At 69.0% G+C, this 23,250-nt stretch carries 16 protein-coding genes and 1 pseudogene; 14 read left to right on the forward strand and 3 right to left on the reverse strand.

Annotation, left to right across the window (positions count from 1 at the left end; all coding sequences use genetic code 11):
- Positions 1-78 precede the first annotated feature (78 nt).
- Positions 79-4,113 carry a hypothetical protein gene (locus tag ACN263_RS18450; RefSeq protein ID WP_422735635.1) on the reverse strand — a complete coding sequence of 1,345 codons (4,035 nt, stop codon included), beginning with the start codon at positions 4,111-4,113 and terminating at the stop codon, positions 79-81.
- Positions 4,114-4,128: 15 nt separating this feature from the next.
- Here ACN263_RS18450 and ACN263_RS18455 point away from each other — a divergent pair, with 15 nt between their 5' ends.
- The 6 genes and pseudogenes from ACN263_RS18455 (at position 4,129) to ACN263_RS18480 (ending at position 12,061) form a co-directional block, all read left to right on the forward strand.
- Positions 4,129-4,872, forward strand: coding sequence for a hypothetical protein (locus ACN263_RS18455; RefSeq protein WP_422735636.1), 744 nt, complete (start codon positions 4,129-4,131; stop codon positions 4,870-4,872).
- 154 nt (positions 4,873-5,026) lie between these two features.
- Entirely contained in the window at positions 5,027-8,269 is a 3,243-nt protein-coding gene (locus ACN263_RS18460; RefSeq protein WP_422735637.1) for a BTAD domain-containing putative transcriptional regulator, read from the forward strand.
- Between the two features lie 179 nt (positions 8,270-8,448).
- Positions 8,449-8,664 (forward strand): annotated as a pseudogene (locus tag ACN263_RS18465) (AfsR/SARP family transcriptional regulator); the annotation flags it as partial.
- Positions 8,665-8,725: 61 nt separating this feature from the next.
- Positions 8,726-9,280, forward strand: coding sequence for an AfsR/SARP family transcriptional regulator (locus tag ACN263_RS18470; RefSeq protein WP_422735638.1), 555 nt, complete (start codon positions 8,726-8,728; stop codon positions 9,278-9,280).
- 325 nt (positions 9,281-9,605) lie between these two features.
- Positions 9,606-10,853: an ATP-grasp domain-containing protein gene (locus ACN263_RS18475; RefSeq protein ID WP_422735639.1), complete on the forward strand. Its 1,248-nt coding sequence runs from the start codon at positions 9,606-9,608 to the stop codon at positions 10,851-10,853.
- A 20-nt stretch (positions 10,854-10,873) separates the two neighbouring features.
- The gene (locus ACN263_RS18480; RefSeq protein WP_422735640.1) at positions 10,874-12,061 is read left to right on the forward strand and encodes a hypothetical protein; all 1,188 of its coding nucleotides are present in this window, start codon (positions 10,874-10,876) and stop codon (positions 12,059-12,061) included.
- 80 nt (positions 12,062-12,141) lie between these two features.
- On the opposite strand, the gene ACN263_RS18485 is transcribed toward ACN263_RS18480, so the two are convergent.
- Positions 12,142-14,967: a BTAD domain-containing putative transcriptional regulator gene (locus ACN263_RS18485; RefSeq protein WP_422735641.1), complete on the reverse strand. Its 2,826-nt coding sequence runs from the start codon at positions 14,965-14,967 to the stop codon at positions 12,142-12,144.
- A gap of 249 nt (positions 14,968-15,216) precedes the next feature.
- Between ACN263_RS18485 and gntA the strand changes: the two genes are divergently transcribed.
- The 3 genes from gntA to ACN263_RS18500 are packed head-to-tail and all read left to right on the forward strand — an operon-like array spanning position 15,217 to position 17,217.
- Entirely contained in the window at positions 15,217-15,921 is a 705-nt protein-coding gene (gene gntA, locus ACN263_RS18490; RefSeq protein ID WP_422735642.1) for a guanitoxin biosynthesis heme-dependent pre-guanitoxin N-hydroxylase GntA, read from the forward strand.
- Complete coding sequence (locus ACN263_RS18495) at positions 15,918-16,385, forward strand: GNAT family N-acetyltransferase (protein ID WP_422735643.1); 468 nt, start codon at positions 15,918-15,920, stop codon at positions 16,383-16,385. Before gntA ends, ACN263_RS18495 begins: the two co-directional genes overlap by 4 nt.
- Before the next feature lie 58 nt (positions 16,386-16,443).
- Positions 16,444-17,217: an SDR family NAD(P)-dependent oxidoreductase gene (locus tag ACN263_RS18500; protein ID WP_422735644.1), complete on the forward strand. Its 774-nt coding sequence runs from the start codon at positions 16,444-16,446 to the stop codon at positions 17,215-17,217.
- Here ACN263_RS18500 and ACN263_RS18505 read toward each other — a convergent pair.
- Positions 17,201-18,397 carry an IS110 family transposase gene (locus tag ACN263_RS18505; RefSeq protein ID WP_422735073.1) on the reverse strand — a complete coding sequence of 399 codons (1,197 nt, stop codon included), beginning with the start codon at positions 18,395-18,397 and terminating at the stop codon, positions 17,201-17,203. The two genes, ACN263_RS18500 and ACN263_RS18505, sit on opposite strands and share 17 nt — an antisense overlap.
- A 232-nt stretch (positions 18,398-18,629) precedes the next feature.
- On the opposite strand from ACN263_RS18505, the gene ACN263_RS18510 reads away from it, so the two are divergent.
- From ACN263_RS18510 to ACN263_RS18530, 5 genes are all read left to right on the forward strand, one after another.
- Positions 18,630-19,664 carry a hypothetical protein gene (locus ACN263_RS18510; protein WP_422735645.1) on the forward strand — a complete coding sequence of 345 codons (1,035 nt, stop codon included), beginning with the start codon at positions 18,630-18,632 and terminating at the stop codon, positions 19,662-19,664.
- Between the two features lie 52 nt (positions 19,665-19,716).
- Complete coding sequence (locus tag ACN263_RS18515; protein WP_422735646.1) at positions 19,717-20,337, forward strand: LysE family translocator; 621 nt, start codon at positions 19,717-19,719, stop codon at positions 20,335-20,337.
- A 44-nt stretch (positions 20,338-20,381) separates the two neighbouring features.
- Positions 20,382-21,092, forward strand: a complete 711-nt coding sequence (locus ACN263_RS18520; protein ID WP_422735647.1) for an MOSC domain-containing protein — start codon at positions 20,382-20,384, stop codon at positions 21,090-21,092.
- A 109-nt stretch (positions 21,093-21,201) separates the two neighbouring features.
- Positions 21,202-22,239, forward strand: coding sequence for a hypothetical protein (locus tag ACN263_RS18525; protein ID WP_422735648.1), 1,038 nt, complete (start codon positions 21,202-21,204; stop codon positions 22,237-22,239).
- A gap of 288 nt (positions 22,240-22,527) precedes the next feature.
- Positions 22,528-23,229 (forward strand): 2OG-Fe dioxygenase family protein, encoded by a 702-nt coding sequence (locus ACN263_RS18530; protein WP_422735649.1) that lies wholly within the window; start codon positions 22,528-22,530, stop codon positions 23,227-23,229.
- Positions 23,230-23,250 lie beyond the last annotated feature (21 nt).

The raw sequence follows: 23,250 nt of genomic DNA on the forward strand, positions 1-23,250 counted from the left end.
CGTCGACCAGGCTGATGCGCGGGGCCGGGAGCCCGGGCCGCCGACGGCCGCCCGGGCTCCTGGGTCGTGCAGCGTTCGTCACGGGTACATCTGCGCGACGGTGAAGTTCATCGACTGCGCGAAGAGGCTGACACCGGTCGGGCTGTTGGGGTGGAAGGACTGCGTCGACGTCGGGCCGTCCGGGGTGTCGCCCGGCGACTTGTCCGTCACGACTCCGTGGATGCCCGCCGGCGAGCCGCAGACCGCCTTGCCCGCGAACTCGTCGATCGGGTCGGAGTAGTACGCGATCGTCGCGCCGTGCGCGGTGTTGAAGTCGCGGACGACGTCCAGCTGCTCGTCACGCAGCAGCACGCTCATCTCGGTGAGCCACACCCGCTCCTCGTCGCTGAGGACGAGCTTGAGGGCGCAGGTCGGGTCGCCGCCGATCTCGACGAGCTTCGGGTATCCCATGAGCATGATCTTGGCGTTCGGCGCCTTCTTGTGGATCTCCTCCAGCACCTTCGTGTTCGACCGCGGAACCGCGTCGGAGATGCGGCGCCGGGTCGACACGTCCACGGTGTCCGTCTCGCCCGACAGTTTCGCCTTGAAGCAGTCCAGTGGGCCGGCCATCACGAGGCACTCCTTGACCACCGGGCCGAACCTCGCATCGTTGCCGCCGATCGAGATCGTGACGAGCGTGGTGTTCTCATCCAGGTAGCCCTTGTCGAGCTGGGACGCCTCCAGGTACTGACCCTTGCCCCGTTCACCGTCGGCGTTGCGGGGCTCGTTGCTGACGCTGTGCAGGGGCAGGATGTTCTCCGTTTCCGCGCCCGAGCAGGCGATCAGGTGGTAGTCCATGTTGACGTCGTGCTGTTGGCTCGTGATGTCCGCCCGCAGCCCGATCGGCGTGGACGACCCGGGCAGCACGGCCTTGCGCGACCACGCGTTCTTCGAGCGGTGGCAGCCGTTGCGGAAGGCGTTCTTGCTGTTGTTGTCGGTCTCGCGGTAGTAGTCCGAGCCGTTCACCGGCGAGGCGCCCTCGCCCGACGAGAACGAGTCGCCGAGCGCCACCACCTGGTGCTGCGGCTTGCCCGGAAGCGGAATGAACGCCGCCGCGTCGAAGGCCACGTTCTCCTGCGGCCGGCCCAGGGCGAGGTCGCCCTGCCCGCCGGCCGGCACATCGTCACGCAGCTGCGCCAGCTCCTCGGGTGTCAGGTCCGACACGATGTTGGTCAGCTCCACCTGCGGGACGTTGTTGAACTCGAACACGCCGAGCGCCACCCAACGGTTCGCGTACCCGCGCTGTTGGACCATGCGGGTCTTGACCACGCCGTTCTTCGTCGTGATCTTGTACGCCGCCTGCTGGGTGGTACCGAGGTGATCAGGAATGTGGACCATGACCCGCATCCAGCCGTTCACCGTCCGGTCCAGTGTCCACGTCCCACTGACGTAGAGGTTGCTGCCCGGCGCGCGGGTGTGCGTGAACCAGTAGTGCGCGCCGTACCCGCCGCCGACCTGGTGCAGGTCGATCTTGCCCGGGTACTGGAGCGTGCCGTTCTGCGTCTCACCCGCGAATCCGTGCGTGAACGTGCCGCTGTTCGTTCGTCTGGTGCAGAGCCAACCGGCCTCGTCACGGCGTGGGCTGATGACTTCGTTGACCACATCGTCGACCACGAGCGCGTTCGCCGGCAGGTCGGTGCCGCACTTCGGGTAGTAGCTCACCCCGGCGGCCGGATACTCCCAGCCGGGGTCGTACCTGATGGCGGCGTTACCACAGTCCAGACAGCCTGGTTTCCAGTCCGCGGACCGGTTGTACCAGCACTTGAGGTCCCGTTCGCCGATGACGTTGACGTGGTGGCACGGGCCGGCCGGCTCGTCGATCACGTCCGGCGCCGTCGGCGGGAGGTTGTTGCCGTAGTAGCAGTCGTTGGACTGGTCGCAGAACGTCTGGAGGTGCGGCTTCACCCGCGCCCGCCCGTCGTTCGTGCTCCACCACGCGTACCGGTAGCCGTCGGTGTAGGTGTCCGGCTTCTCGATCGCGTTGAGCGGGTGCCCGGCCCAACCCATGATCTTTTCCGGGTACGGCCAGTCGCTCGGATGCCGCGCGTCGTCGTAGGTCTCCTCCAGGAACGCCTTGCGGTTCGCCGGGTACCGCGGGTTGGCCGGGTTGTTCGCCCAGCCGACGCCCCACGGCCCGTCCGTGCTGCCCTGCGGCTCGTAGAACCCGGTGTTGTAGGCCCACACCGCGAAGAACCAGCTCTCGATGTACTTCGGGTCGCCGCCGTTGACCTTCATGTTGTACGCGTGGACCTGGTTCCACTTGTCCTGCAGGATCCGCAGCGACTGGGAGATGTTCGCGGCGAAGTCCACGGCGATGGCCAACTGCTGGTTGTACGGCAGCGGAACCTCGTTCGGCTTCTGGAACCCGGCCTTGCGCATACCGTCGGTGACCTGCCCGACGCCGTAGCCGCAGTCGGACTTGTCCCAGCGGATCGTCCAGTCGTCGCTCGTGTCGGCGTCGTAGATGTCGAGCCCGTAGTAGCTGCCGATGAGCGGGTTGCCGAACTCGCCGGGCAGGACGTGCGGCGACGCCTGCCACAGGTTCGACTCCTGGGCGAGGATGCCGAGCATGATCTGCGCGGGCACATGGCCGCCGCCGGTGAGGGGCCGCATCGGGAACCATTGCGCGACGTTGTAGCCGGGCAGGCCGGACTGGTTGAAGTTGTTGACCCGGTTGAGGATCAGCGAGTCCTGCACCGCCATGTCGACCACCCACTCGATCTCCCGGGCGCGCGGCTGGTACACCTGTGCCCGCACGTCGTTGCGCGGGACGGCGCACCAGGCGGCCGTGTCGACCGGGTCGTGCAGCGGTGTCGCCAGCGTCGTGGCACCCGGTGCCGACCGGGCCCGCCCCGGCGTCCTCGGGTTCGCCCGAGCGCCGGCGTCGCCCGACGTCGGCGTGGTTGGCGCGACCGCGAAGTTCACGCTGCGGCCGGTCGCCGGCACCGTGGCCCTCATGGTGAGCGACCGTCCGCGGGAGTCGTCCGTGGCCGGCGCGGCACGCGGGTCGGTCGTCCATTTGATCTCGTCCAGCAACAGGTCACCCTCGCTGGACATCTCCGCCCGCACGGTCGCGTCGAGCTTCGCGACACCCGTCGGCAGTTTGTGCATCCTGCCGGGGGTACCGGTGATGCCGACCCGACCGCCCGCTCCCCTGACCACGTTCATGTCGGTCGTGCCGCCCTCGGCCAGCGTGGCCGTCGCGCCGGACCGCACGACGGTCCGCTTGACCCGGCCGGCCTTGCTGTCGGCATCCATGTACACGACGCCGTCGCCGTTGGCCGCCAGCCGGAACGGTACGCCGGTGGTCCTCGCGACGGCCGACCGGCGGCCCTTGCGGTCGACCGTGACCAGCGCGCCACTGTCGGCGGCGATGATCTTGTCCTTGACCGGCAGCGCGGACGTGAGCTGGCCCGCCACCTGGATCGGCGCGGCCACGGTGCCGGTCGCCGCGTCGAGCTGCGTCAGGCGGGTCTTGCCCGAGCCGGTGTCGCCGCCGGTGAACGTGCTCAGCACGACGTTCTCACCGGTACCGCAGCCGGGGCTGAAGTACGCGAGGGACGCGTGTGCGGCCACCTTCCGGACGGACTGGTCCGTGAGGTCCACGACCGCCACGAAGGCGCCGCGGTCGAACAGGTCGGGCTTGTTGGTGTAGGCGCGCGGCGCGTACGTGACGACCAGCCGCCGGCCCGACTCGGTGAGGCAGCCGTTGCCGATCCACTGGTCGGTCTCCAGTCCGGGCTCGCTCAGCGTCGCCGCCGTCGTCCAGCTGTAACCGGAGGCGGCCGACGCCACGAGCACGTGCAGACCGGTCATGTCGCCGGAGAGAGTCCAGGCCCGGTCCTGCGACGTCCGCCAGCCCCGCTTGAGGGTCGAGTCCCGCTGACCGGGCGGTACCGCGGTGGACGCCACGTCCTTCGGGGGCGTATCAGGCGCCGCGGCGGCCGGCGCGGGGAGCGCCACGAGACCGCCGGCGACGAGCGCGGTGGCGGCGAGCGCGGCGGTGACGCCGCGACGGGCGGCGCCGGGAGTGAGCCCGCGCGGCAGCGCGGGGCGGGGTGGTGATGTCGACACTGCGGTTCCTCCAGGATGCTCGGGGTCGATGCAGTGTCGGAACCGCGCGCACCGTCGGCGTACCAGAACGGCATCGTGGGCGTACCGCCCCGGCATCACGGCACGGTGTACGCCGGCTGCGTCGCGGGCCCGCTCGTTCGTCGTCCGGCGGTGCACGCCGACGGTGATGGCGGTTCGACGCGGCGCGGATGGCCTGACGATGCGGCCGCGATGCGGCGACGCCGAAGGATCACCTCCACGACACGCAGCACGACTGAGGAGGACAGCATGAAGGTAGCGAAGGTCCGGACGCATCGCCTGGCACGGACGCTGATCGCCCTGGCGGCGTTCATGGGATTCGGCGTGGTCGCCGCATCGGTACCGGTGTCGCCGGCGCTGGCCGCGTGTTCGGGCACCGGCTGTCACAACGTCGATCCCAACGGCCAGTGCAGCGGCACCCGGTACGGCTGGACCGGCGGCGGCTACGACAGCGGACTCGGCATCGTCGTCGTGAAGTCGCCCGGCTGCAGGGCGGCCTGGGCCCGCCTGCAGAACGACCAGTACGTCCGCTACGCGGGCGCCACGTTCACCGTACGCATCGAGCGCCGGGTGTGGTCGTCCTACGGATACTGGTACACGGGCAGCCTCAGCAAGCAGTTCCTCTCCACCAACGGTGGGGTGTGGACCAACATGCTCGAGGATCTCGACTCCTCAGACGAGCACCAGGCCTGCTTCAACCTCAACGGCGGCGCCTGGACGTGCACTCCCTGGATCAGCTGAAGGCAGGCGGACGTCAGGGTCCCCGGCCGGCCCGGGGGCCCTGAGATCCGTCATCCGCAGCGGCTTCGGCCGACCGGGAAGCTGGCCGCCGGGTGCGTCCCACATAGACACATGGCCCTCCGTCGACGTCGGTACGCCTTGTTAGCCTGCGGCTGTGGAGCTGCGACTACTCGGCCCCGTCGAGGCTGTCATCGACGGACGGGTCGTGCCCGTCCGACGTCGTCAGGAGCGACGGCTGCTCGCCATCCTCTCGATGCGACCGGGCCAGTTCCACTCTGCGGAGCGACTCATCGACCTGCTCTGGGAAGATCAGCCTCCGGCCCAGGCACGAGCGGGCCTGCAGGCCATGATCTCGCACCTGCGGTCCACGCTGGAGCTGGGCCGGTCGAGCGAGCCCGCGTTGCTGGCCCGACCCAACAGCTACGCGTTGGAGATCCGGGCAGAGCGGGTCGACGTGCACCGCTTCACCGCTCTGGTGACGCAGAGCAGGGACGTCACCGATGCCGGTCAGCGCATCGCGATGCTCAGCACCGCGCTCGGTCTGTGGCGGGGCGCGGCCCTGGCCGACGTCTTCGACGACGCCCAGCAGGGCCGGCTCTTCCCGGAGCTCGACGAGGCACGCCTGACCGCGCAGGAAGAGCTGCTCGGCGCCCGCCTCGACGTCGGCCAGCACCGGGAGATCCTGGCGCCGCTGCACGAGCTGATCGGTGAGGCGCCGACACGCGAGCGGCCCGTCGAGCTGCTGATGCTGGCCCTGAACGGGATCGGTCGTCGCAGCGAGGCCATCGCGGCCTACGCCAGCCTCACCGAGCGGCTCACCACCGACCTCGGTGTCGCTCCCGGAGAGCAGATCCAGGCGACCTACCGGACGTTGTCCCGCGCCACCGCACCCTCGGACGGCACAGCGACCTCTCCCGACGGTCCGGCGCAACTACCGCTGCCGCCGGGACACTTCGTCGGCCGCGACGCCGAGTCGCGTCAGCTCGACCGTCTGCTCGCCGACGCGGCAGCGCCGCAGGTCCTGATCCTCTCCGCGGTCGTCGGCACGGCGGGTGTCGGGAAGACGGCGACCGCCATCCGGTGGGCGCACAGCGTCCGTGACCGCTTCCCGGACGGTCAGCTCTTCCTCAACCTGCGGGGCTACTCCGCCGGCCGGCCCATGCGCTCGGCGGAGGCGCTTGGCGCGCTGCTGCGAGGTCTGGGAGTGCCGGCGGGCCGCATTCCGGCCGACCCGGAGGAGGCGTCGGCGCTCTACCGTACCGTCGTCGCCGACCGCCGGCTGCTGATCGTTCTGGACAACGCACTCGACGCCGAGCAGGTGCGGCCGTTGCTGCCCGGCTCTGTGGACAGCCTGGTCGTGGTCACCAGCCGGGACCGCCTGACCGGGCTCGTGGCCCAGCAGGACGCCCACCGCCTGACCATCGGACTTCTTCCGGAACCTGACGCGATCGAACTGCTCACCGTCCTGCTCGGCGCCGACCCGCGAGCCGCCGATCGCGACGCGATCCGGGACCTCGCCCAGGTCTGCGGTCGGCTCCCACTGGCCCTGCGGATCGCGGCGGCACTGCTGCACGACGAGCCTGACCTCGCGGTGTCGGCGTACGTGCGGCAGTTGCGGCAGCGGAGCGTCGCCGCCCTGGCGATCGACGACGACCCGAGTGTCGCCGTACAGACGGCGTTCGACCTCTCCTACACCCGGCTTCCCGGCGAGGCCCAGCGGATGTTCCGCCTCCTCGGCACCCTTCCAGGGCTCAGGCTGTCGGTCGACGCGATCGCACACCTGGCGCAGACATCCGTGGACGCGGCCCGCCGGACGCTGGCCCGACTCTTCTCGGCGCACCTGGTGGAGTTCGACGACGATCACGTCACGCTGCACGACCTGCTGGGGCGCTACGCGGGCCAACACAGTGCGCGGCAGGCCGGCCGGCCCGAGGCGCACACCGTCCTCGCCCGCCTGTTCGCGTGGTACCTGGTCCGCGCCCAGGCCGCCGGCGACCTGTTGGCCCCGGGGCGGGTCCGCCTGGAGCTGCCGACGGGTTTGGCGGCCATCGACGCCGGCATCGGTGACCGTGACGCGTCCCTGGCCTGGCTCGAGGCCGAGGAGTCGAACATGGTGGCGCTGATAAGGGCGGCCGCCGACGGCACGTCGAGGGACGCTGCGGCCCTGCTCGCCGACCAGTTACGAACGTACTTCTGGGTCACCCGCAATTCCCTGAACTGGCTGCTCGTGGCGCAGGCGGCCCTGCACGCGTCGAGGGGGGACGCGTACCTGGCTCTGCGGGCGTCGGCACACATGAGTCTGGGCAACGTGTACCACCTCACCGGCAAACATCTGGTCGCGATCGCGCACCAGCGCCGGGCGGGTCACCTGTTCCGCAGCGCCCGGCACGCGCAGGGCCAGGCCGCCGCGACCGGCTCGCTCGGCGCGGTCTTCGGCGACCTCGGACAACTGGCGACGGCGGCGGCCTGCTTCGAGCACGCGTTGCGGCTCAACGAGCGGATCCGCCACCGTTACGGCATCGCGGTGATGTCGAGCAACCTCGGGACGATCTACGCCATGGCGGGGCGGCTGCGGCTGGCGGTCGAGCGACTCACCGCCGCCATCGTCATCCACCGGGAGGACGGCGCACGCCCCAACGAGGCGGTCATCCTCACCAACCTCGGCCTCGTGCACACCAATCGGGGTGAGTACCCGGCCGCCCTGCGGGATCTCCACGCGGCGGTGCGGACGGCCCATGAGGTCGACATGGCGTCCATCGAGGCCAATGCGCTGGCGGGGATCGGCCAGATCCACACGCTACGCGGCGACGTGCCGGAGGCGAGGTCGGCGCTCGCCGCCGCGCAGCGTCTCGCCGACCGCACCGACGACTGGCACTGCAAGGCGTCGATCGACATCGCCGAGGGCTCCCTGCTCCGGCTGACCGGCGACCTCACCGGCGCGGCGGCCCGGTACACCCGGGCCGCCGAGTGGGCCAGGTCGGCGCGCACGTTGGCGACCGAGGCCGAAGCCCTGGTGGGCCTCGCCGCGTCCGTCGCCGAACGGACGCCGCTGTTGGCCAGCTCCTCGCTGGAACGGGCGGTCACGTTGGCCCGACAGTCCGGCGCCGCAGTGATCGAGGTCGACGCGCTGGCGGCGCTGGGCGAGATCGCCCGCAAGGACGGCGACCCCGTGCAGGCGGCCCGGCTCGCCGGCGAGGCGGCACATCGCGCGGCGGCGATCGGGGCACCCCTGGTACGCGCCCGCGCGCTGATCACCCTGGGTCACCTGGAGCCTTCCTCGCGGGCCTGGCGGGAGGCGCTGGGCATCCTGGAAGCGCTCGGCACTCCCGAGGCGGACATGGTCCGGGTTTTGCTGGAGCGGCACGACGGCCGTCCGGTCGGCGTCCCGGCCGGATAGCCGATGTTCCTGTGGGGCGGGGCCGGCCTCCGGGCGAAGCGACGGTGATGGCGGGCTGAGATCGGGAATGCTCCGGCCGGTTGGCAGCGCCGTGCGCGCTGCCAAGAAAACGCCAACCCGTGCTGGGCACCCTGGTGGCCGGACCGTGCGAGGGGTGCGGTCGGCATGGAGGTCATCGCATGGATTTCCGGATCCTCGGCCCGCTGGAAGCGTCCGTCGAAGGAACGCCCCTGTCACTCGGCGGACGCCGGCAGCAGCGGATCCTGGCCGTACTGCTGCTGCGGGCCGGCCGGGTGGTTCCGGTCGACAGGCTGGTCGACTGCCTGTGGCCGCTGCGGCCGCCGGCCACTGCGGCCAATCAGATCCGTAACTGCGCCGCGGCCCTGCGCCGCCTGCTCGTCGCCGGTGGCCTGCCCGAGCGCGCGCTGGTACGGCGGCCGAGCGGTTACCTGCTGGATGTGGAGCCCGGCGAGCTGGACCGGACCCGGTTCGACGAGGAAGCCCACCAGGCTCGACGCTCGCTGGCCGCGGGTCGCGCGGCGGAGGCCGTCCGGATACTTCCTGCGGGCCGAGAACCTGTGGCGCGGACCGGCCATCGCCGGTCTCGCCGATGGTGTGCTGGAGCCGGAGGCGATGAGCCTGGAGGAGTCGCGGCTGCAGGTGATCGAGGACCGGCTGGAGGTCGAGCTGAGTCTGGGGCGGCATGCGCGGGCCGTACCGGAACTCACCGCGCTGACCCGTACCCACCCGGGGCGGGACCGTCTGCAGGCGGCCTTCATGGTCGCGCTCCACGGCAGCGGGCGGGGTGCCGACGCGCTGGCCTCCTACGACCGGCTGCGCTCGTCGCTGCGCCGTGAACTCGGCCTGGAGCCGAGCCGGCGGCTGCGGGACCTGCGCCAGGCCATCCTCACCGAGGACGAGGTCCGGCTGCCGCCGATGGGCGGGTGGGGGCCGGCGCGTGACGGCGAGCCACACCGGCAGGCATCTCCCCTTCTTCCGCAGGGGAGGTGACGAGATACTGCTCGGGCGGTCTGGACGTCGGCAGAGCATCGTCCAGTCCCCTCGCTCATCGCACCTTACGGACCCGGTGGGACGGCTTGCCGCCGCTCTTGGCGAACGAGCCTCACCCATTGGCAATCGCCGCCAAGCTGCATCGTCAACAAACCGTCAAGGTTTGTGCAAGCCCGGGCGTGCATTGTCGGTGTGGCAAGCATCAGTCACGAGAGGACGTGGTCTTGTCCACCACGAGGCGTCATCGGGGCGGTAGCCGAAGCCGTTGCCCTGGTCGGGGCTCTCGCTGCGGCCGCGATGTGCAGTACACGACTCAAGAGGAACGATGACATCAGTACTCATCGTTGAACCGGTATCTTCCGGCAACGAGCTCGTCGTCCGAGCCGCAGCCATGGGTTGGAACACCGTGGTTGCCAGCTTCGATGCCGAAGACCGGACTCTGACGGCGGCGACCAGGGATCTGGCATCCACCATCATCCAGGTGGATACGAATGACGCACACGCCATCGTCGAAGCCGTGAATCGCTCGCCAGCGGGGGCTGGGATCGACGGTGTCGTCGCCGGTTCGGAGTTCCACGTCGAGATCGCGGCCCTGGTTGCGGAGAAACTCGGCCTGCCCGGCCTGCCGACCACCGCTGTCGCGCTCGTCCGGAACAAGGCCGAGATGCGTGCGGCGCTGCAACGCGCCGGCGTCCGATCGCCCCGACACCGGAAGGTGGCCTCCCGCGCGGAGGCGGAGCTCGCGTGCGCGGCGCTGACGTTCCCGGTGGTGGTCAAACCTGTCGAGTCGGCGAGCAGCATCCACGTCTCGAAGGCGCGCGACACGGCTGAGGTGGTGCGGGCGTACGCCGCCATCGAAGCCGACGGGATGGTCGATCTCGGCAGGCCACTCGGTGACGAGGTCGTCATTGAGGAATACGTCTCCGGCGATGAATACAGCGCGGACGGATACGTGTGGCGCGGCGACGTGCGCATCGCCGCGGTGACCAGGAAGCTGCTCGGCCCCGAGCCGACCTTTGTCGAGCTCGGTCACATCACGCCCGCTCCTCTGGGACCAAGTGATCTGGGTGCGATCAAGAGGTACGTCGGCCAGGTGGTCCGGGCGGTCGGGCTGGACAACAGCGTGTTCCATTGCGAGGTACGCCTGTCCCCGAACGGACCGGTACTCATGGAGATCGCCGCACGACTGCCGGGCGACCAGATCGTGCACCTGGTAGCCGACGTCACAGGTGTGTCGATGCCGGACGCCGCCTTGTTGATGGCGGTCGGCGCGAACCCGGATACCTGTCTCGACGAACACGCGGCGTCCGGGAGGGCGGCGGGCATCCGCTTCGTAAACCCCGGCAGCATCACCGCCTATGCGCAGATCGAGGGATGGGACGACGTGCCGCGCTACGCCGATGTCGTGGAGCGAAAGGTGCTGGTCCCCGCCGGCGAACAGATTCCCTCGGCCTATGAGGCCCTTCGGCGCGTGGCCTATGTCCGCTATCGCGCTTCCGATCCGGACACCGCTTTGGCGATCAACGAGCGACTGGGCCGGGAACTGCGACCAGTTGCCGCGTATCTGCCGTGACTATCGCGCGATATTATGCGATGCGATTCGCCAGCTGGCTGTGCGACTACCTGGTCCTGTTCGCCGTACCAGTGCTCGCCTACACCGTGACCGCCGATGTGCGCTGGTCGGGCGCGGCGGTCTTCTTCCAATGGGGACCGCGACTTCTGGGACTGTCGGCAGCGATTCTGCGACTCGACAACATACCGCAGCGGACCTTGATGGTCGTGGCGGATTCGACCAGGACCGCGACCGCGCTCGCGGCCGGATTGATGATGGCGGTGTATCCCGGTGCGGTGCTGCCGGTGCTGATGATATTCGCGATGGTCGTGGGCCTCTGTTTCGAATTGACATTCGTCGGTGGCGAGAAGATCGGACTGTCCTTGGTCGGCCCCGAGGGGCAGGAGCGATTCCAATCACAGCTGACCGCCTTCGAGCAGGCGGCGATAGTCCTGGGGCCGGCGGCGGCGGGCGTGGTGCTGTCGTTCCCACCACCGGTGCTGATGTTCGTGGCGGCAGGCTTGTTCGGAGTCTCGCTGCGGATGTCGATATCGGTCCCGTCGGGCGGCACGGCACCCCCGTCGACAGCGAAGCGCACCCTGCGCGCGACCGTACGCGCCGCGCTCGAGGACCCCGTCCTGCGCCGGATCGTCCTGGTCACCATGGGCCTGAACTACGTGCTCGCGCTGATCAACGGGGCTGCGCCGCAGATCGCGTTCGGAACGTTCGGGACAAGCAGCAGTCAGCTGGGCCTGATGTACGCGGCGAGCAGCGTGCCGGCCATCGTCGGCCTGTTGACCTTCCACCGGCTGACCTCGCGCGCGTCGCTGTCGACGATCGGGATCGCGGTCGCGGTGGGGATGTGCCTGGCCGCGCTGGGCCTCGCGCTGGCGGCCCGGCTGTGGGTCTTCGCTGGATGCCTCGGTACGTTCCTGCTGCTCGACGCGTTCTTCAGCGTGTACATCCGGGTCGTCAGAGCCCGTCGGGTGCCACTGGAGAACTACGCGGCGACCGTGGGGCTCTTCGGCATGCTGCTGATTGTGCCGATGCCGCTCGCCGGGATCACACTGGCCGCCGTCGGGAAGTTCATTGACCCAACGGTGCTCATCTCGGCGTCCGCCGCGGCCGTGCTTGTCGCCGCCGTCACCACACTGCCGAGAGGGCGAGCCCTCCTGGTGGCTCCCGCACCCCTGCGGGTAGGGACGGCCCACAGCAGTCACGACTCCTGAGTCAACGACCACGGCCCTCTCCGGGCCGCCGCGAGCCCGGCCGGCCGGCCCACGTCGGGGTCGGCCGGCCGGCCGGCCGATCAGCGTCCCCAGCCGGTCCCGGATTGCGCCTGCTCGAGACCCGTCAGCCGTTCCCGCACCGTCTCGGCGTCGGGGTGGTTCAACTCGTCGAGGATGACCACGGCCTGCTGCCAGCATTCCTTGGCACCCGCGAAGTCGCCCAGTGTCAGCAGAGTGTTGCCGAGGTGGTGCTGGCTGTCGGCCTCGGCGTAACGGTTCCCCGCCTCCCGATTCAACCTGATCGCCTCGCGGTAGCACTCGATCGCCTCGGCCGAGTTGCGCAGCTGGTGGTTGATGTAGCCCAGGCTGTCCCAGGTCGCCGCCTGCCCGGACGGATCGCCGATCTCCCGCAGCACCACCAGGGCCCGGCTGCAGTGGTCCTTGGCGGCCTCGTACTGCTCCAGCATGGCCAGCGACCAGCCGACATTGTTGAGCGAGACCGCGTGCGCCAGCCGGTCGTTCGCGATCTCGGCCAGCATGAGGGCGGCCTGGTCGTGGTCGAGCGCCTCGCGGTGGCGGCCCTGCCGCTCGAAGACGCGCGCCAGGGCCAGATGCGCCTGGGCCTGGTCACGCGTCGAACCGACCTCGCAGGCGAGGTCGAGCGCACTGCGGCTGTGCGTGTACGCGTCGTCGTACTGGCCCAGCCAGGCATGGGCCACCCCGATGCCGCGGTGCGCCTGACCCATGGCGCGCCGGTCGCCGAGCCGCCGGGCCGCGTCCAGAGCGAGCCGCTGCGTGTTGATCTGGTCCCGCCAGTGGCCCTGGCGGTTGAAGTACTCCATCAGCGATCGGGCGAGGCTGCACAGGCTCGCGTCATGACCCTCGTCCCCGGCCCGGCGAACGATGTCGAGCAGCATCGCGTGCTCGGCGGTGAACCACGCCACCGCCTCCCGGGCCGTCGTGATACGGGGAAACTCGGCCTCCGGGCCCTCCGCTGCCTCCTGGGACAGATGCCGCTCGAGCAGTACGGCGGCGCGGCGTGACGAGGTCACGTAGTGGGTGAGCAGCCGGCGAACGGCGGCGGAGCGCTCCTGGGCGCTGTCCACCGCGAGGACCAGGTCCATCGCGTACCCGCGGAGCAACTCGTGCAAGGACAACCGGGTCAGCTTGTGCTCGCTGACCATCTGGGCGTCCTTCAGCTCATTGAGCAACGTCCTGGTCGTGGTCAGGTCCAGCGCCGCGAGTTGGGCCGCGGCCAGTTCGTCGATGTCCGGACCGGGCGAGAGTCCCAGCAGGCGGAACAGCCTCGCCGCGGCCGGGCTCAGCGTCCGGTAGGTCCACACGAATACGACGTGGACACCCCTCTCAGCCTCGGCCGGCACCTCGGTCGATCCGACAGCCGCGTCGAGCTCATCAGCGAACGTACGAAGGTCAAGGTCAGGGTGGGTCGCGACGCGCGCGGCGACGAGGGCCAGGGCGAGCGGCAACCCGGCACACCGGGCGATGAGCCGGTCGACCGCCGCACTGTCCGCCGCGACCCGGGCGGCGCCCAGCCGGTTGGAGAGCACCCTCCTGGCCTCGTCGTACGGCAACGGGCCGACCGCGATCGGATGAGCGCCCTCGCTCGCCACGAGGCTGGGCAGCGCACGGCGACTGGTGACCAGGACCAGGCAGTCGGGGGCGCCGGGCAACAGGGGCCGGACCTGGTCGACGTCACGCGCGTTGTCCAGAACCACGAGCATTCGGCGACCAGCGAGGTAGCTGCGGTACAACGCCGCCTGCGCCTCCAGGCTGATCGGGATGCTCTGCGGCGGCACCTGGAACGCGTCCAGGAACATGCGAATGACCTCTTCCGGCCGCACCACCACGCCGCTCGGCTCGAAGCCCCGCAGGTTGGCGTAGAGCTGCCCCTCCGGGAACTGCTGCGCCACCCGGTGTGCCCAGTGCACCGCCAGCGAGGTCTTGCCTGACCCGGCGGCACTCCAGAGGACGCACAGCGCGGGCTGCTTCTCCGCCTGGGAGCTCTCGAGGATGCCCGACAACTGGGCCATCTCCGATTCGCGGCCGGCGAACCCCCGGACGTCGATCGGCAGCTGCGCCGGAACGACCAGGTGCCGGCGCGGTGCGGGCCCGGAGGCGGCATGGATCGGCCGCGGCGTGATCCGGACCTGCGGTGCGACAACGGCGTCACGGCTGATCGCCGGAACGCTCGGTCCGATCCGGTCGCCCTGCAGGATCGCCTGCTGCACCTGCTGCAGCTCGGGACCCGGCTCGATGCCCAGCGCGTCGACCATCTGCCGACGCACGGCCGCGTAGCGGTCGAGGGCCTCGCTCGTGCGTCCCGCAGCGTACTGGGCCTGAATCAGCGTCGCCGCCAGGCTCTCCACCAGCGGAAAGTCGTAGGCCAGCACGTTCAGCTCCGCGATGACCGCCTGTGGGTCCCCGATCGCCAGCTCCGTCCGGGCCCAGGCGACCACGGCGTCCAGCCGCTCCAGCGTCCACGCGTTGCGAGTGCGTTCCGCCCAGGCGCTGGTCAGGCCGGCCAGTGGCTCGCCGCGCCACAGGGCGACGGCTTGCCGGAGCAGTACCCGCGCTTCGGCCTCGGAGCACAGTCGCCTGTCGGCCCGCTTCACCAGCCTGCGGAAGCGGTGCAGGTCGATGTCGTCGGGCGCCATGTCGAGGCGGTAGCCCCCGGAGCCCAGCAGCAACCGGGCCGGATCCCCGGATTCCGTGTCGATCATCTCCAGCGATCGACGGATGCGGGTGATGTGACTGTGCAACGTGCGCCGCGCCCGCTCGGGTGGCTCCTGGCCCCACACCCGCTCGACGAGCACGTCGGCCGGCACCGTCCGTCCAACCTCCACGGCCAGCGCGGCCAGAACCGTGCACTGCTGCGGTCGTCCCATCGACGACGGCCGACCCTGCGATCTGCCCTCCACCGGCCCAAGAACCATCAAGCCCACAATGCCCCCGTAGATACCCTAAGCCCGAAATACCCTGCGGCTCAGGTCGCACCTCACCGTGTCGACGTCGCTGTCAACTCGCCGTCAAGAAATCAGCCTACATCACTGGCGATGCTTGTCCAAGACAGATGACCGGGGGGTCATGATCGTGCCTATATCACGGTGGTGCAATCAAGTTACGGGGGAATTTCGATGGCTCGACAGGACGAGTTTGCCCAAATATCCAGACCTCTGACATCAGCATTCGAGGATTGGATTGAGGGCACCGATTTCTCTTGCCTCGGAGCACGCGCGTCGGTACGTCAGAAGCAATTGCATTGCGTCGAACTGAAGTCGATGCTCGACGTCGACAGCACTCGGGAACTGCATCGGGAGATTGTCGGATTCGTCGACCGAACCCGACTGCACGAGACCAGGTTCAGCTCCTTCGCGGCGATCTTCGAGAATCCGCGGCAGCTGAGCGAGGTGGAGTTCGAGCACACTCTGTGGACGCAGCTCGCCATGCTTCGCCAGGTGGATCGGGAGAACTACCCGTGGGCGCCGGGCGTCTCCAGTGACCCCCACGCCCTGGACTTCGCCTACAGCGTCGCCGGACATCCGTTCTTCGTCGTGGGTCTGCACGCGCAGGCGTCGAGGATCTCCCGTCGGTTCACGCACCCGGTGCTCGTCTTCAACTCCCACAAGCAGTTCGACCGGTTGAAGCAGGACGGGCTCTACGCCTCGCTCCAGGACAAGATCCGTGCCCGCGAGCTGCGGCTGCAGGGGTCGCTCAACCCGAACCTCGCGGACTTCGGGGAGCAGCCGGAGGCCCTCCAGTACTCGGGACAGCCACAGCCGGCGGAGTGGCGGTGCCCGATCTCGAACGCCTCGGCGACGTTCAACGAGATGGCTCGGTGAACACCTCCGTCAGTCCGGCTCGCCTCCTGTCGTTGCGACGAGCCCGCCGGGCGGACGCGGAGGCCCTGCACGAGCTGTCCGCTCCATTCGTAGCGCTCGGTCGGCTGCGCCATCGTGACGTCGGTGAGTTCGTCCGCCGCCACGCCGACTTCCTGGTCGTCGAGGACGACAGCCGGATAGTGGCGTGCGCCGGCGTCCAGCGTTTCGGGAACGACTGGGTCCTGGACAACCTGTGCGTCCAGAGCAGCTTCCAGGGCCGCCGGACCGGGAGCCTCCTGCTCGACAGGATCCTCCAGGAGGCGGCCCGGTCATCGGCGCGTGCGCTGTACGCGGCGTCCAGCCCGACCAACGCATGGTTCCTCGGACACGGGTTCGTTGAGGTCGAGCCCGCTGCCGGGCCTCGGCGCTGGGTGAGCCAACTGGATCCCACGCGCAATTCCGTCGTCTACCGCCGCCGGATCTGACGGTCGTCGACCTACGGGAAAGGGGTACAGAACAGTGACAAACCTGCCTTCTGCGATAGTGACCGGCGCGTCATCGGGTTTCGGCCGGGCCACCGTCGAGCGACTGGTGAAGACCGGGCGGCCGGTCGTGGCGCTGGCCCGTCGCAGCGAACGACTCACCGAGCTCGCCGACCGTCTCGGCCACGACCTGGTGCATCCGCTGACCGTCGACGTACGCGACGGAGACGCCGTCGCCCACGCTCTCAGCGACCTGCCCGCACCGTTCTCCGACGTGGGCATCCTCGTCAACAACGCCGGCCTCTCGAAGGGCTTCGGCCCGATCCAGGATGCCGAGCTGCGCCACTGGCGCGAGATGGTCGACACGAATGTGCTGGGACTCCTGCACTGCGTCCGCGCGGCCCTGCCCCTCATGCTGGCCGCCGGTCGCGGCCACGTGGTGAACATCGGCTCCATCGCCGCGGTGTACCCGTACCTCGGTGGGAACGTCTACGGCGGCACCAAGGCGTTCGTCCACCAGCTCAGTCTGAACATGCGTACCGATCTGGAGGGCCGCGGCATCCGCGTGAGCTGCATCGCCCCCGGCATGGCCCGTACGGAATTCGCTCTGACCCGGTTCGACGGGGATCAGGACCGAGCAGACGCCCTGTACGACGGCACCGACCCGCTCACCCCGCAGGACATCGCGGAGGCCGTGGAGTGGTGCATCTCCCAGCCGCAGCGAGTCAACGTGAGCCTCATCGAGCTCATGCCCACGGACCAGCCATTCGGCCTCAGCCTCCGACCGAGTCGAACCAAGGAGCTTCCCAATGCTGTTGTCAAGCCGCCGCTGTGACGGGAGGTGAGAGGTGGTAGGACTGTCCGTCACGGATCATGGCCCACAGGACGTTGACGCGGCGGCGGGAGAGAGCCAGCAGTGCTTGTTTGTGGCCTTTCCCCTCGGCCCGCTTGCGTTGGTAGAAGGCTTTCGAGGCTGGGCAGGACTTCAGGCTGGCGAACGAGGAGAGGTAGAACGCTCGCAGCAGTCCGCGGTGGAAGCGCCGGGGCCTGCGGAGGTTACCGCTGACGCGTCCGGAGTCGCGTGGGGCCGGTGCCAGCCCGGCGTATCCCGCGAGTCGATCGGCGGTGCCGAAGGCGTCCATGTCGCCGCCGGTAGCCGCCAAGAACTCGGCGCCCAGAAGCTTGCCCATGCCGGGCAGGCTGAGGATCACCGCAGCGTGCGGATGCTCACGAAACCGGGCCTCGATCAGGGCGTCGAGTTCCGCGATCTCCTGGTCGAGGGCGATCACCCCCTTGGCCAGACGCGCCACCATGGCGGCGGCCAGCTTCTCGCCGGGCAGCACGGCGTGCTGGGCCTGCGCGGCCTGCATGACAGCCGTGGTCAACGTGCCGGCTCCGCGGACCTTGCGGTGGCGAAGCCAGGTCTCGACGCGCTTCGCACCGGCCTGGCGGATGGCCGCCGGCGTCTGATAGCCGGTCAGCAGCAACACCGGTCCCTGGTTGGTCAGATCCAACACCCGCTCCAACGCCGGGCATACCTCCAGCAGCTGGGCACGAAGACGGTTGATCTGGCGAGTCCGGTCGGCCACCACATCCGTGCGGCGGGTGGTCAACGTGCGAACGTCGACGGCAATGTCGTCGCCCGGCCGCAGCAGGCCGAGATCCTTACGCATGCGGGCCTGGTCGGCGATAACGAAGGCATCCTTCGCGTCGGTCTTGCCTTCGCCGCGGTAGGTGCCCGAGGCGCGATGCACGGCCAGGCCGGTCAGGTACGCCACGGGCTGATCGCCACTGACCAGCAAACCGATCAGCAGCGCGGCCGCGCCGTGATTGACATCGACCGCCCACAGCGCGTCGTCGTCGAGAGCCAGAACGTCCCGGATCAGCTCCAGCAGAGCCGACTCATCGTTCAGAACACGACGCGACAGCAGCCGCCCACCGCTCGCGTCGATCACCACACAGTGGTGATGCTCCTTGCCGATATCCACTCCGGCCCAGATCCGGGGCACGGTCACCTCCGCCAGCTCGACACGGCTCCAACTCCCAGCAGACGACCTCGCCGACGTTGCCCTACACAGCGATCACATCGCAATTCCCAATCGGCGGTCGAGTCGTCGCGGGGCTCCGGGCGGCCAAGCTCCTTAAGCCATCTCGTGGTCTCAGCCATGACAGCCATACCCAGAGCCCCTGGGCCGCTCCGATCCTACGAATGATCAGCTCCAACCCACCCAGAAAGGTAGGGCAGTGATGACGCACACCGTCTGGAGTGTCAACGACTGGGATCCGCTGGAGGAGGTCATTCTCGGCTCCGCGACCGGTCTCACCCCGCCTCCGGTGGACGTTTCGCTGAGGCACTTCTTCGAGCCTCCGGCGGACGCCGGGGACGAGCGGATCGACGCCAGCACGCTGCAACGCGTGGTGGACGAGACCGAGGAGGACTTCGCCCAGCTGACCGAGACGCTGACGAGTGCCGGCGTACGGGTGCGCCGTCCGGACGCGACCACGGTGGGCCGGCGCTACGCCACTCCGGAGTGGGAATCCGTCGCCATGCACGCGCTGATGCCGCGGGACTGCCTGCTGGTGGTCGGCGACCGCATCATCGAGGCGCCGATGCCGATGCGTGCCCGCTACTTCGAGACCGCCCCGTTCCGGGGCCTGCTCCGGGAGTACTCCGATGCGGGCGCCTCCTGGTTCTCGGCACCCAAGCCCCTGCTGCCCGACGAGACCTACGTGTACGAACCTGGTGCCTCGGTCGTGGCGGAGCACGAGCCGTTGTTCGACGCGGCGAACATGCTGCGGTGCGGGACCGACATCTTCTTCAACGTGAGCAACACCGGCAACCGGCGGGGGGCGGCCTGGCTACGCCGGCAGCTGGGCTCGGACTTCCGGGTGCACGAGATCTCCATCTGCAGTGATCACGTCGGAACGACGTTGCACATCCTGCGGCCGGGGCTGCTGCTGGCCAACTCGGAACGCCTCACCCCGGATCGGATTCCCGCCCCGCTGCGGTCCTGGAAGACCATCTGGGTGGACACACCGGAGGACGACGGCTATGCCTTCGACTGGCCGCGCGCGTCCGTCTGGGTCGGCATGAACATCCTGGCTCTCGGCCCCGACACGGTCGTGGTGCCGGCCAACCAGACCCGGGTGATCAAGCAGCTGGAGAACGCCGGCATCACCGCGGTCCCCACCAGCTTCCGGCACGGCCGCACCTTCGGCGGCGGACTGCACTGCTGTTCGCTGGACGTCCGCCGGCGCGGCGAACTCGAGACGTACCTGTGACTCCGTCGCATCGGCGACGCATCTCCGGAGCTCAGCAGAAAGGGCCAGCCGGATGACGCTCACCATCCTTGCCTCGTTCGCTCTCAGTGCGTTCCTGCTGAACCTGAGCCCCGGGCCGTCGATCCTCTACGTGATGTCGCGCAGCGTCGTCAACGGGCGGATCGCCGGAGTGTTCGCGGCCTTCGGGCTGGCCAGCGGGAGTGCGATGTGGGCGCTCCTGACGGCGATCGGCGCGTCCGCCCTGATCGCCTCGTCCGAGATGGCCTTCACGGCGCTGCGGATCGCCGGTGCGGCGTACCTGCTCTATCTGGGCATCTCGGGGCTCCGTGACCAGCCGTTCACGGTCAGAACCGAGAGACCGGCCAGGGTATCCGGCTTGCGAAGCTACCTTCAGGGCTTCGTGGTCGAGGGTACGAATCCGAAGACGGTCACGTTCTTCCTCGCCCTGGTCCCGCAGATCATCGTCAGTCTCGACGATCCGGGTCTGCTGGTCCTGATCGGGTTCTGCTTGATCGTTCCGCTGACCGCGCTGCCCATCGATGTCACCGTCGGGGTCACCGGAGGCACCCTGGCTTCCAAGATCGCCACACGTCCCCGGGTGGGGCGTGCGCTCAACTACCTGTCGAGCGCCGTCCTCATCGCGCTGGCCAGCCTGGTGCTGTTCGACCGATGACCCGACCCGGCCAACCGTCCGGGCCTCGCGCGAAGGAGTCTCTCGTGTCCGCTGTCGAGGCGACAGTCGAAGCACTCTACCGGTACCCGTTCAAGTCCATGCAGGGCGAGACGGTCGATGACGTACGGCTCGACAGCCGCGGAGTTTCCGGCGACCGCGAGTGGGCCGCCACCTTCCCGGATGGGCGGGTGGGCAGCTGCAAGACCTGGAAGCACGTCCGTCGCCTCAACGGCCTGCTCGACTACGCGGCGCGCACACGCCACGGTCGCGTCGAGGTACACACGTCGACCGGCGCCGTGCTGGCTGCCGGCGATCCCGACCTCGACGCGGCGCTCACAGCGCTGGCCGGCGAGCCGGTGCGGGCCGCCCGGGAATCGGGCACACCGCACTTCGACATCGGCGCGGTCCACCTGATCTCACGCTCCTCCCTCACCGCGCTCGCGGCCGAGGTGCCGGGCGGAACCGTGGTCCCGGTGGCCCGCTTCCGGCCCAATATCGTCATCGCCGGGCAGTGGGGGCCGGAATTCGACGACGACTGGATCGGCCGCGAGGTGTCCATCGGGGAGACCACGAGACTCGAGATCACCGAGCAGACCGAGCGGTGCGTGACGGTCACGCTGCCGCAGCCGGGCGTGCCCCGCGACAAGGAGGTCCTCCGGGTACTGGCCGAAAAGAGAAACACCAACTTCGGGGTGTACGCGAGGGTCATCACTGCGGGTCCGGTGCGGTCCGGCGACCGTGTCCGCGTGCGGTGAGGCGGTCTCCGGCCAGGACGCGGCCTCCCGGCGGCTCTGATCCTGCTGCGCGCGACCGCAGAGGCGTGGACGTGCCCGGCTACCTGCCACCTGATCGAGGGGATTGCCTATGACCGTTAACGCTGTGTGGAGCAGTAACGACTGGGACCCGCTGGAGGAGGTCGTCCTGGGCACCGCCGTCGGCTTCACTCCCCCGCCGGTGGACCCCTCCCTCCGCCACTTCTTCGAACAGCCGGCCGAGGCGGAGGGCGAGAAGATCCCCAGCGCGCTGCTGGATCGGGTCATCGACGAGGCGGAAGAGGACTTTCGCGATCTCACCGCGGTGCTCGAGTCGCACGGTGTCACCGTGCGACGCCCCGACCCCCTGGTGCCGGGCCAGCATTACGCGTCGCCGAACTGGGCGTCCGTCGCGATGCACGCGCTCATGCCGCGAGACTGCCTGTCGGTCATCGGTGACACGCTGATCGAGGTTCCGATGCCGATGCGGTCCCGGTACTTCGAGGTCTTCCCGTACCGCGGCCTGCTGAGCGAGTACTTCGATTCCGGAGCCCGCTGGCTGTCGGCGCCGAAGCCGGCGCTGCCTGACTCCACGTACATCTACGAGACGAATGCCTCCGTCGTTGCCGACGATGAACCCTTGTTCGACGCCGCGAACCTCCTGCGGTGCGGGTACGACATTTTCTTCAACGTCAGCAGCACCGGTAACCGGCGAGGTGCGCGTTGGCTCCAGCGGGTTCTGGGGCCGGATTTCACGGTCCACGAGATGTCCATCTGCGCCGATCACGTGGACACGACACTGCACATACTTCGGCCGGGCCTGCTGTTGGCCAATGCCGCCAAAATGACACCTGAAATGATTCCGAGCGCACTGCGGAGCTGGAAGACGCTGTGGGTCGACGATATCGAGGATGACGGTTTCGCCTTCGACTGGCCACGAGCTTCCCGCTGGGTCGGGATGAACCTCCTCGCGCTCGGCCCGGATCGTGTGCTCGTCCCGTCCAACCAGGTTTCCCTCATGCGTCAGCTGGAGCAGGCCGGCGTGGAGCCGGTGCCCGTGCGGTTCCGGCACGGCCGTTCCCTCGGGGGCGGACTGCATTGCTGTTCTCTCGACATCCGGCGCCGGGGAGAGTTGACCAGGCACTTCTGATCGAGTTGGTGATGGTCCTCGATGCTGACGGCATCGAGGGTTTCCGGATGCCCATTTTCCGTAGCATATTTCGGTAGGCAACCTCTCGTACGGACGGCCTTGACGCCCACGAGGCGCACTGGATACTATTCACTCACTTCGATATAAATGCCCAGGTCACAGGGCAATTGAAGAGCCGGCGACAAATCGGGGTGACAACGATGACCCCCGAGTCTTCTCGTCGCCATCACCATTCGGCCAATCGGCACTTCTCCCGCAGACGACTGCCCAGCAGAACGGAAATCTCGAATGTCACGACTCGTCGACGGCTATGCCATCATCGATCTGCCTCCGATCTCGCCGGAGGTGTTGGACAGCTACGACAATGTCCCGCTCGACGTCTACATGGGAAACAAGACGCGCTACAAGCGCTTCTCGCAGTACAAGCTCGACTACGTCTCCGACGCCTGGACCTTCGAACTGCTCCCGCACCGCCCCTACGGCCAGTCCCGCGAGTACAACACGGTCGCGGGCGGCATCATGCGCGAGTACGAGCCCCTGGAGGCCGACTTCCTCCCCTACCTGCACGCGGTCGCCGCCGAGCTGCCACTGGACCGTTCCGAGAGCTGGCAGGTGAACGTTCACCAGAACCGCAGCCGCGCCACGGAGGCGAAACCCGGGCTGGTCACCCCGGAGGGCGTCCACAAGGACGGGCACGAGTACGTCGCGATCCTGGTCTTCAACAGGCACAACGTGACCGGGGGTGAGATGCGGCTGTGGAAGGGCCTCGACTCCTCCGAGCCGTTCTGGCGTGGCACCGTCCAGCCTGGTCACGCCGCGCTGCTCGATGATCGCGCCGTCGCACACGACGTCACGGATCTGCACCCGGACACCTCCGGCCAGGAGGGTCACCGCGACATCGTCATCGCCGCGTTCTCGCGCTGGTCCGAGCGTTGGTACGGCGAGGAGCACGACCAGGCGGTGCTCAACAGCAAACCCTTGGCGCAATGAGGACAGCGGGTAGACGTGGCA

Origin of the sequence: Micromonospora sp. WMMD729, from assembly GCF_049315225.1 — a bacterium.
In the GTDB taxonomy this organism is placed as follows: Bacteria; Actinomycetota; Actinomycetes; order Mycobacteriales; family Micromonosporaceae; genus Micromonospora.

What these genes read in the sequence shown, in the direction of transcription:
- ACN263_RS18530 (WP_422735649.1), top strand. Translation starts at nt 22,528, where the DNA reads ATGTCACGACTCGTCGACGGCTATGCCATCATCGATCTGCCTCCGATC.
- ACN263_RS18510 (WP_422735645.1), top strand. Translation starts at nt 18,630, where the DNA reads ATGACGCACACCGTCTGGAGTGTCAACGACTGGGATCCGCTGGAGGAG.
- ACN263_RS18470 (WP_422735638.1), top strand. Translation starts at nt 8,726, where the DNA reads ATGTGGAGCCCGGCGAGCTGGACCGGACCCGGTTCGACGAGGAAGCCC.
- ACN263_RS18475 (WP_422735639.1), top strand. Translation starts at nt 9,606, where the DNA reads ATGACATCAGTACTCATCGTTGAACCGGTATCTTCCGGCAACGAGCTC.
- ACN263_RS18480 (WP_422735640.1), top strand. Translation starts at nt 10,874, where the DNA reads ATGCGATTCGCCAGCTGGCTGTGCGACTACCTGGTCCTGTTCGCCGTA.
- ACN263_RS18525 (WP_422735648.1), top strand. Translation starts at nt 21,202, where the DNA reads ATGACCGTTAACGCTGTGTGGAGCAGTAACGACTGGGACCCGCTGGAG.
- gntA (WP_422735642.1), top strand. Translation starts at nt 15,217, where the DNA reads ATGGCTCGACAGGACGAGTTTGCCCAAATATCCAGACCTCTGACATCA.
- ACN263_RS18455 (WP_422735636.1), top strand. Translation starts at nt 4,129, where the DNA reads ATGCTCGGGGTCGATGCAGTGTCGGAACCGCGCGCACCGTCGGCGTAC.
- ACN263_RS18515 (WP_422735646.1), top strand. Translation starts at nt 19,717, where the DNA reads ATGACGCTCACCATCCTTGCCTCGTTCGCTCTCAGTGCGTTCCTGCTG.
- ACN263_RS18485 (WP_422735641.1), bottom strand. Translation starts at nt 14,967, where the DNA reads ATGGGACGACCGCAGCAGTGCACGGTTCTGGCCGCGCTGGCCGTGGAG.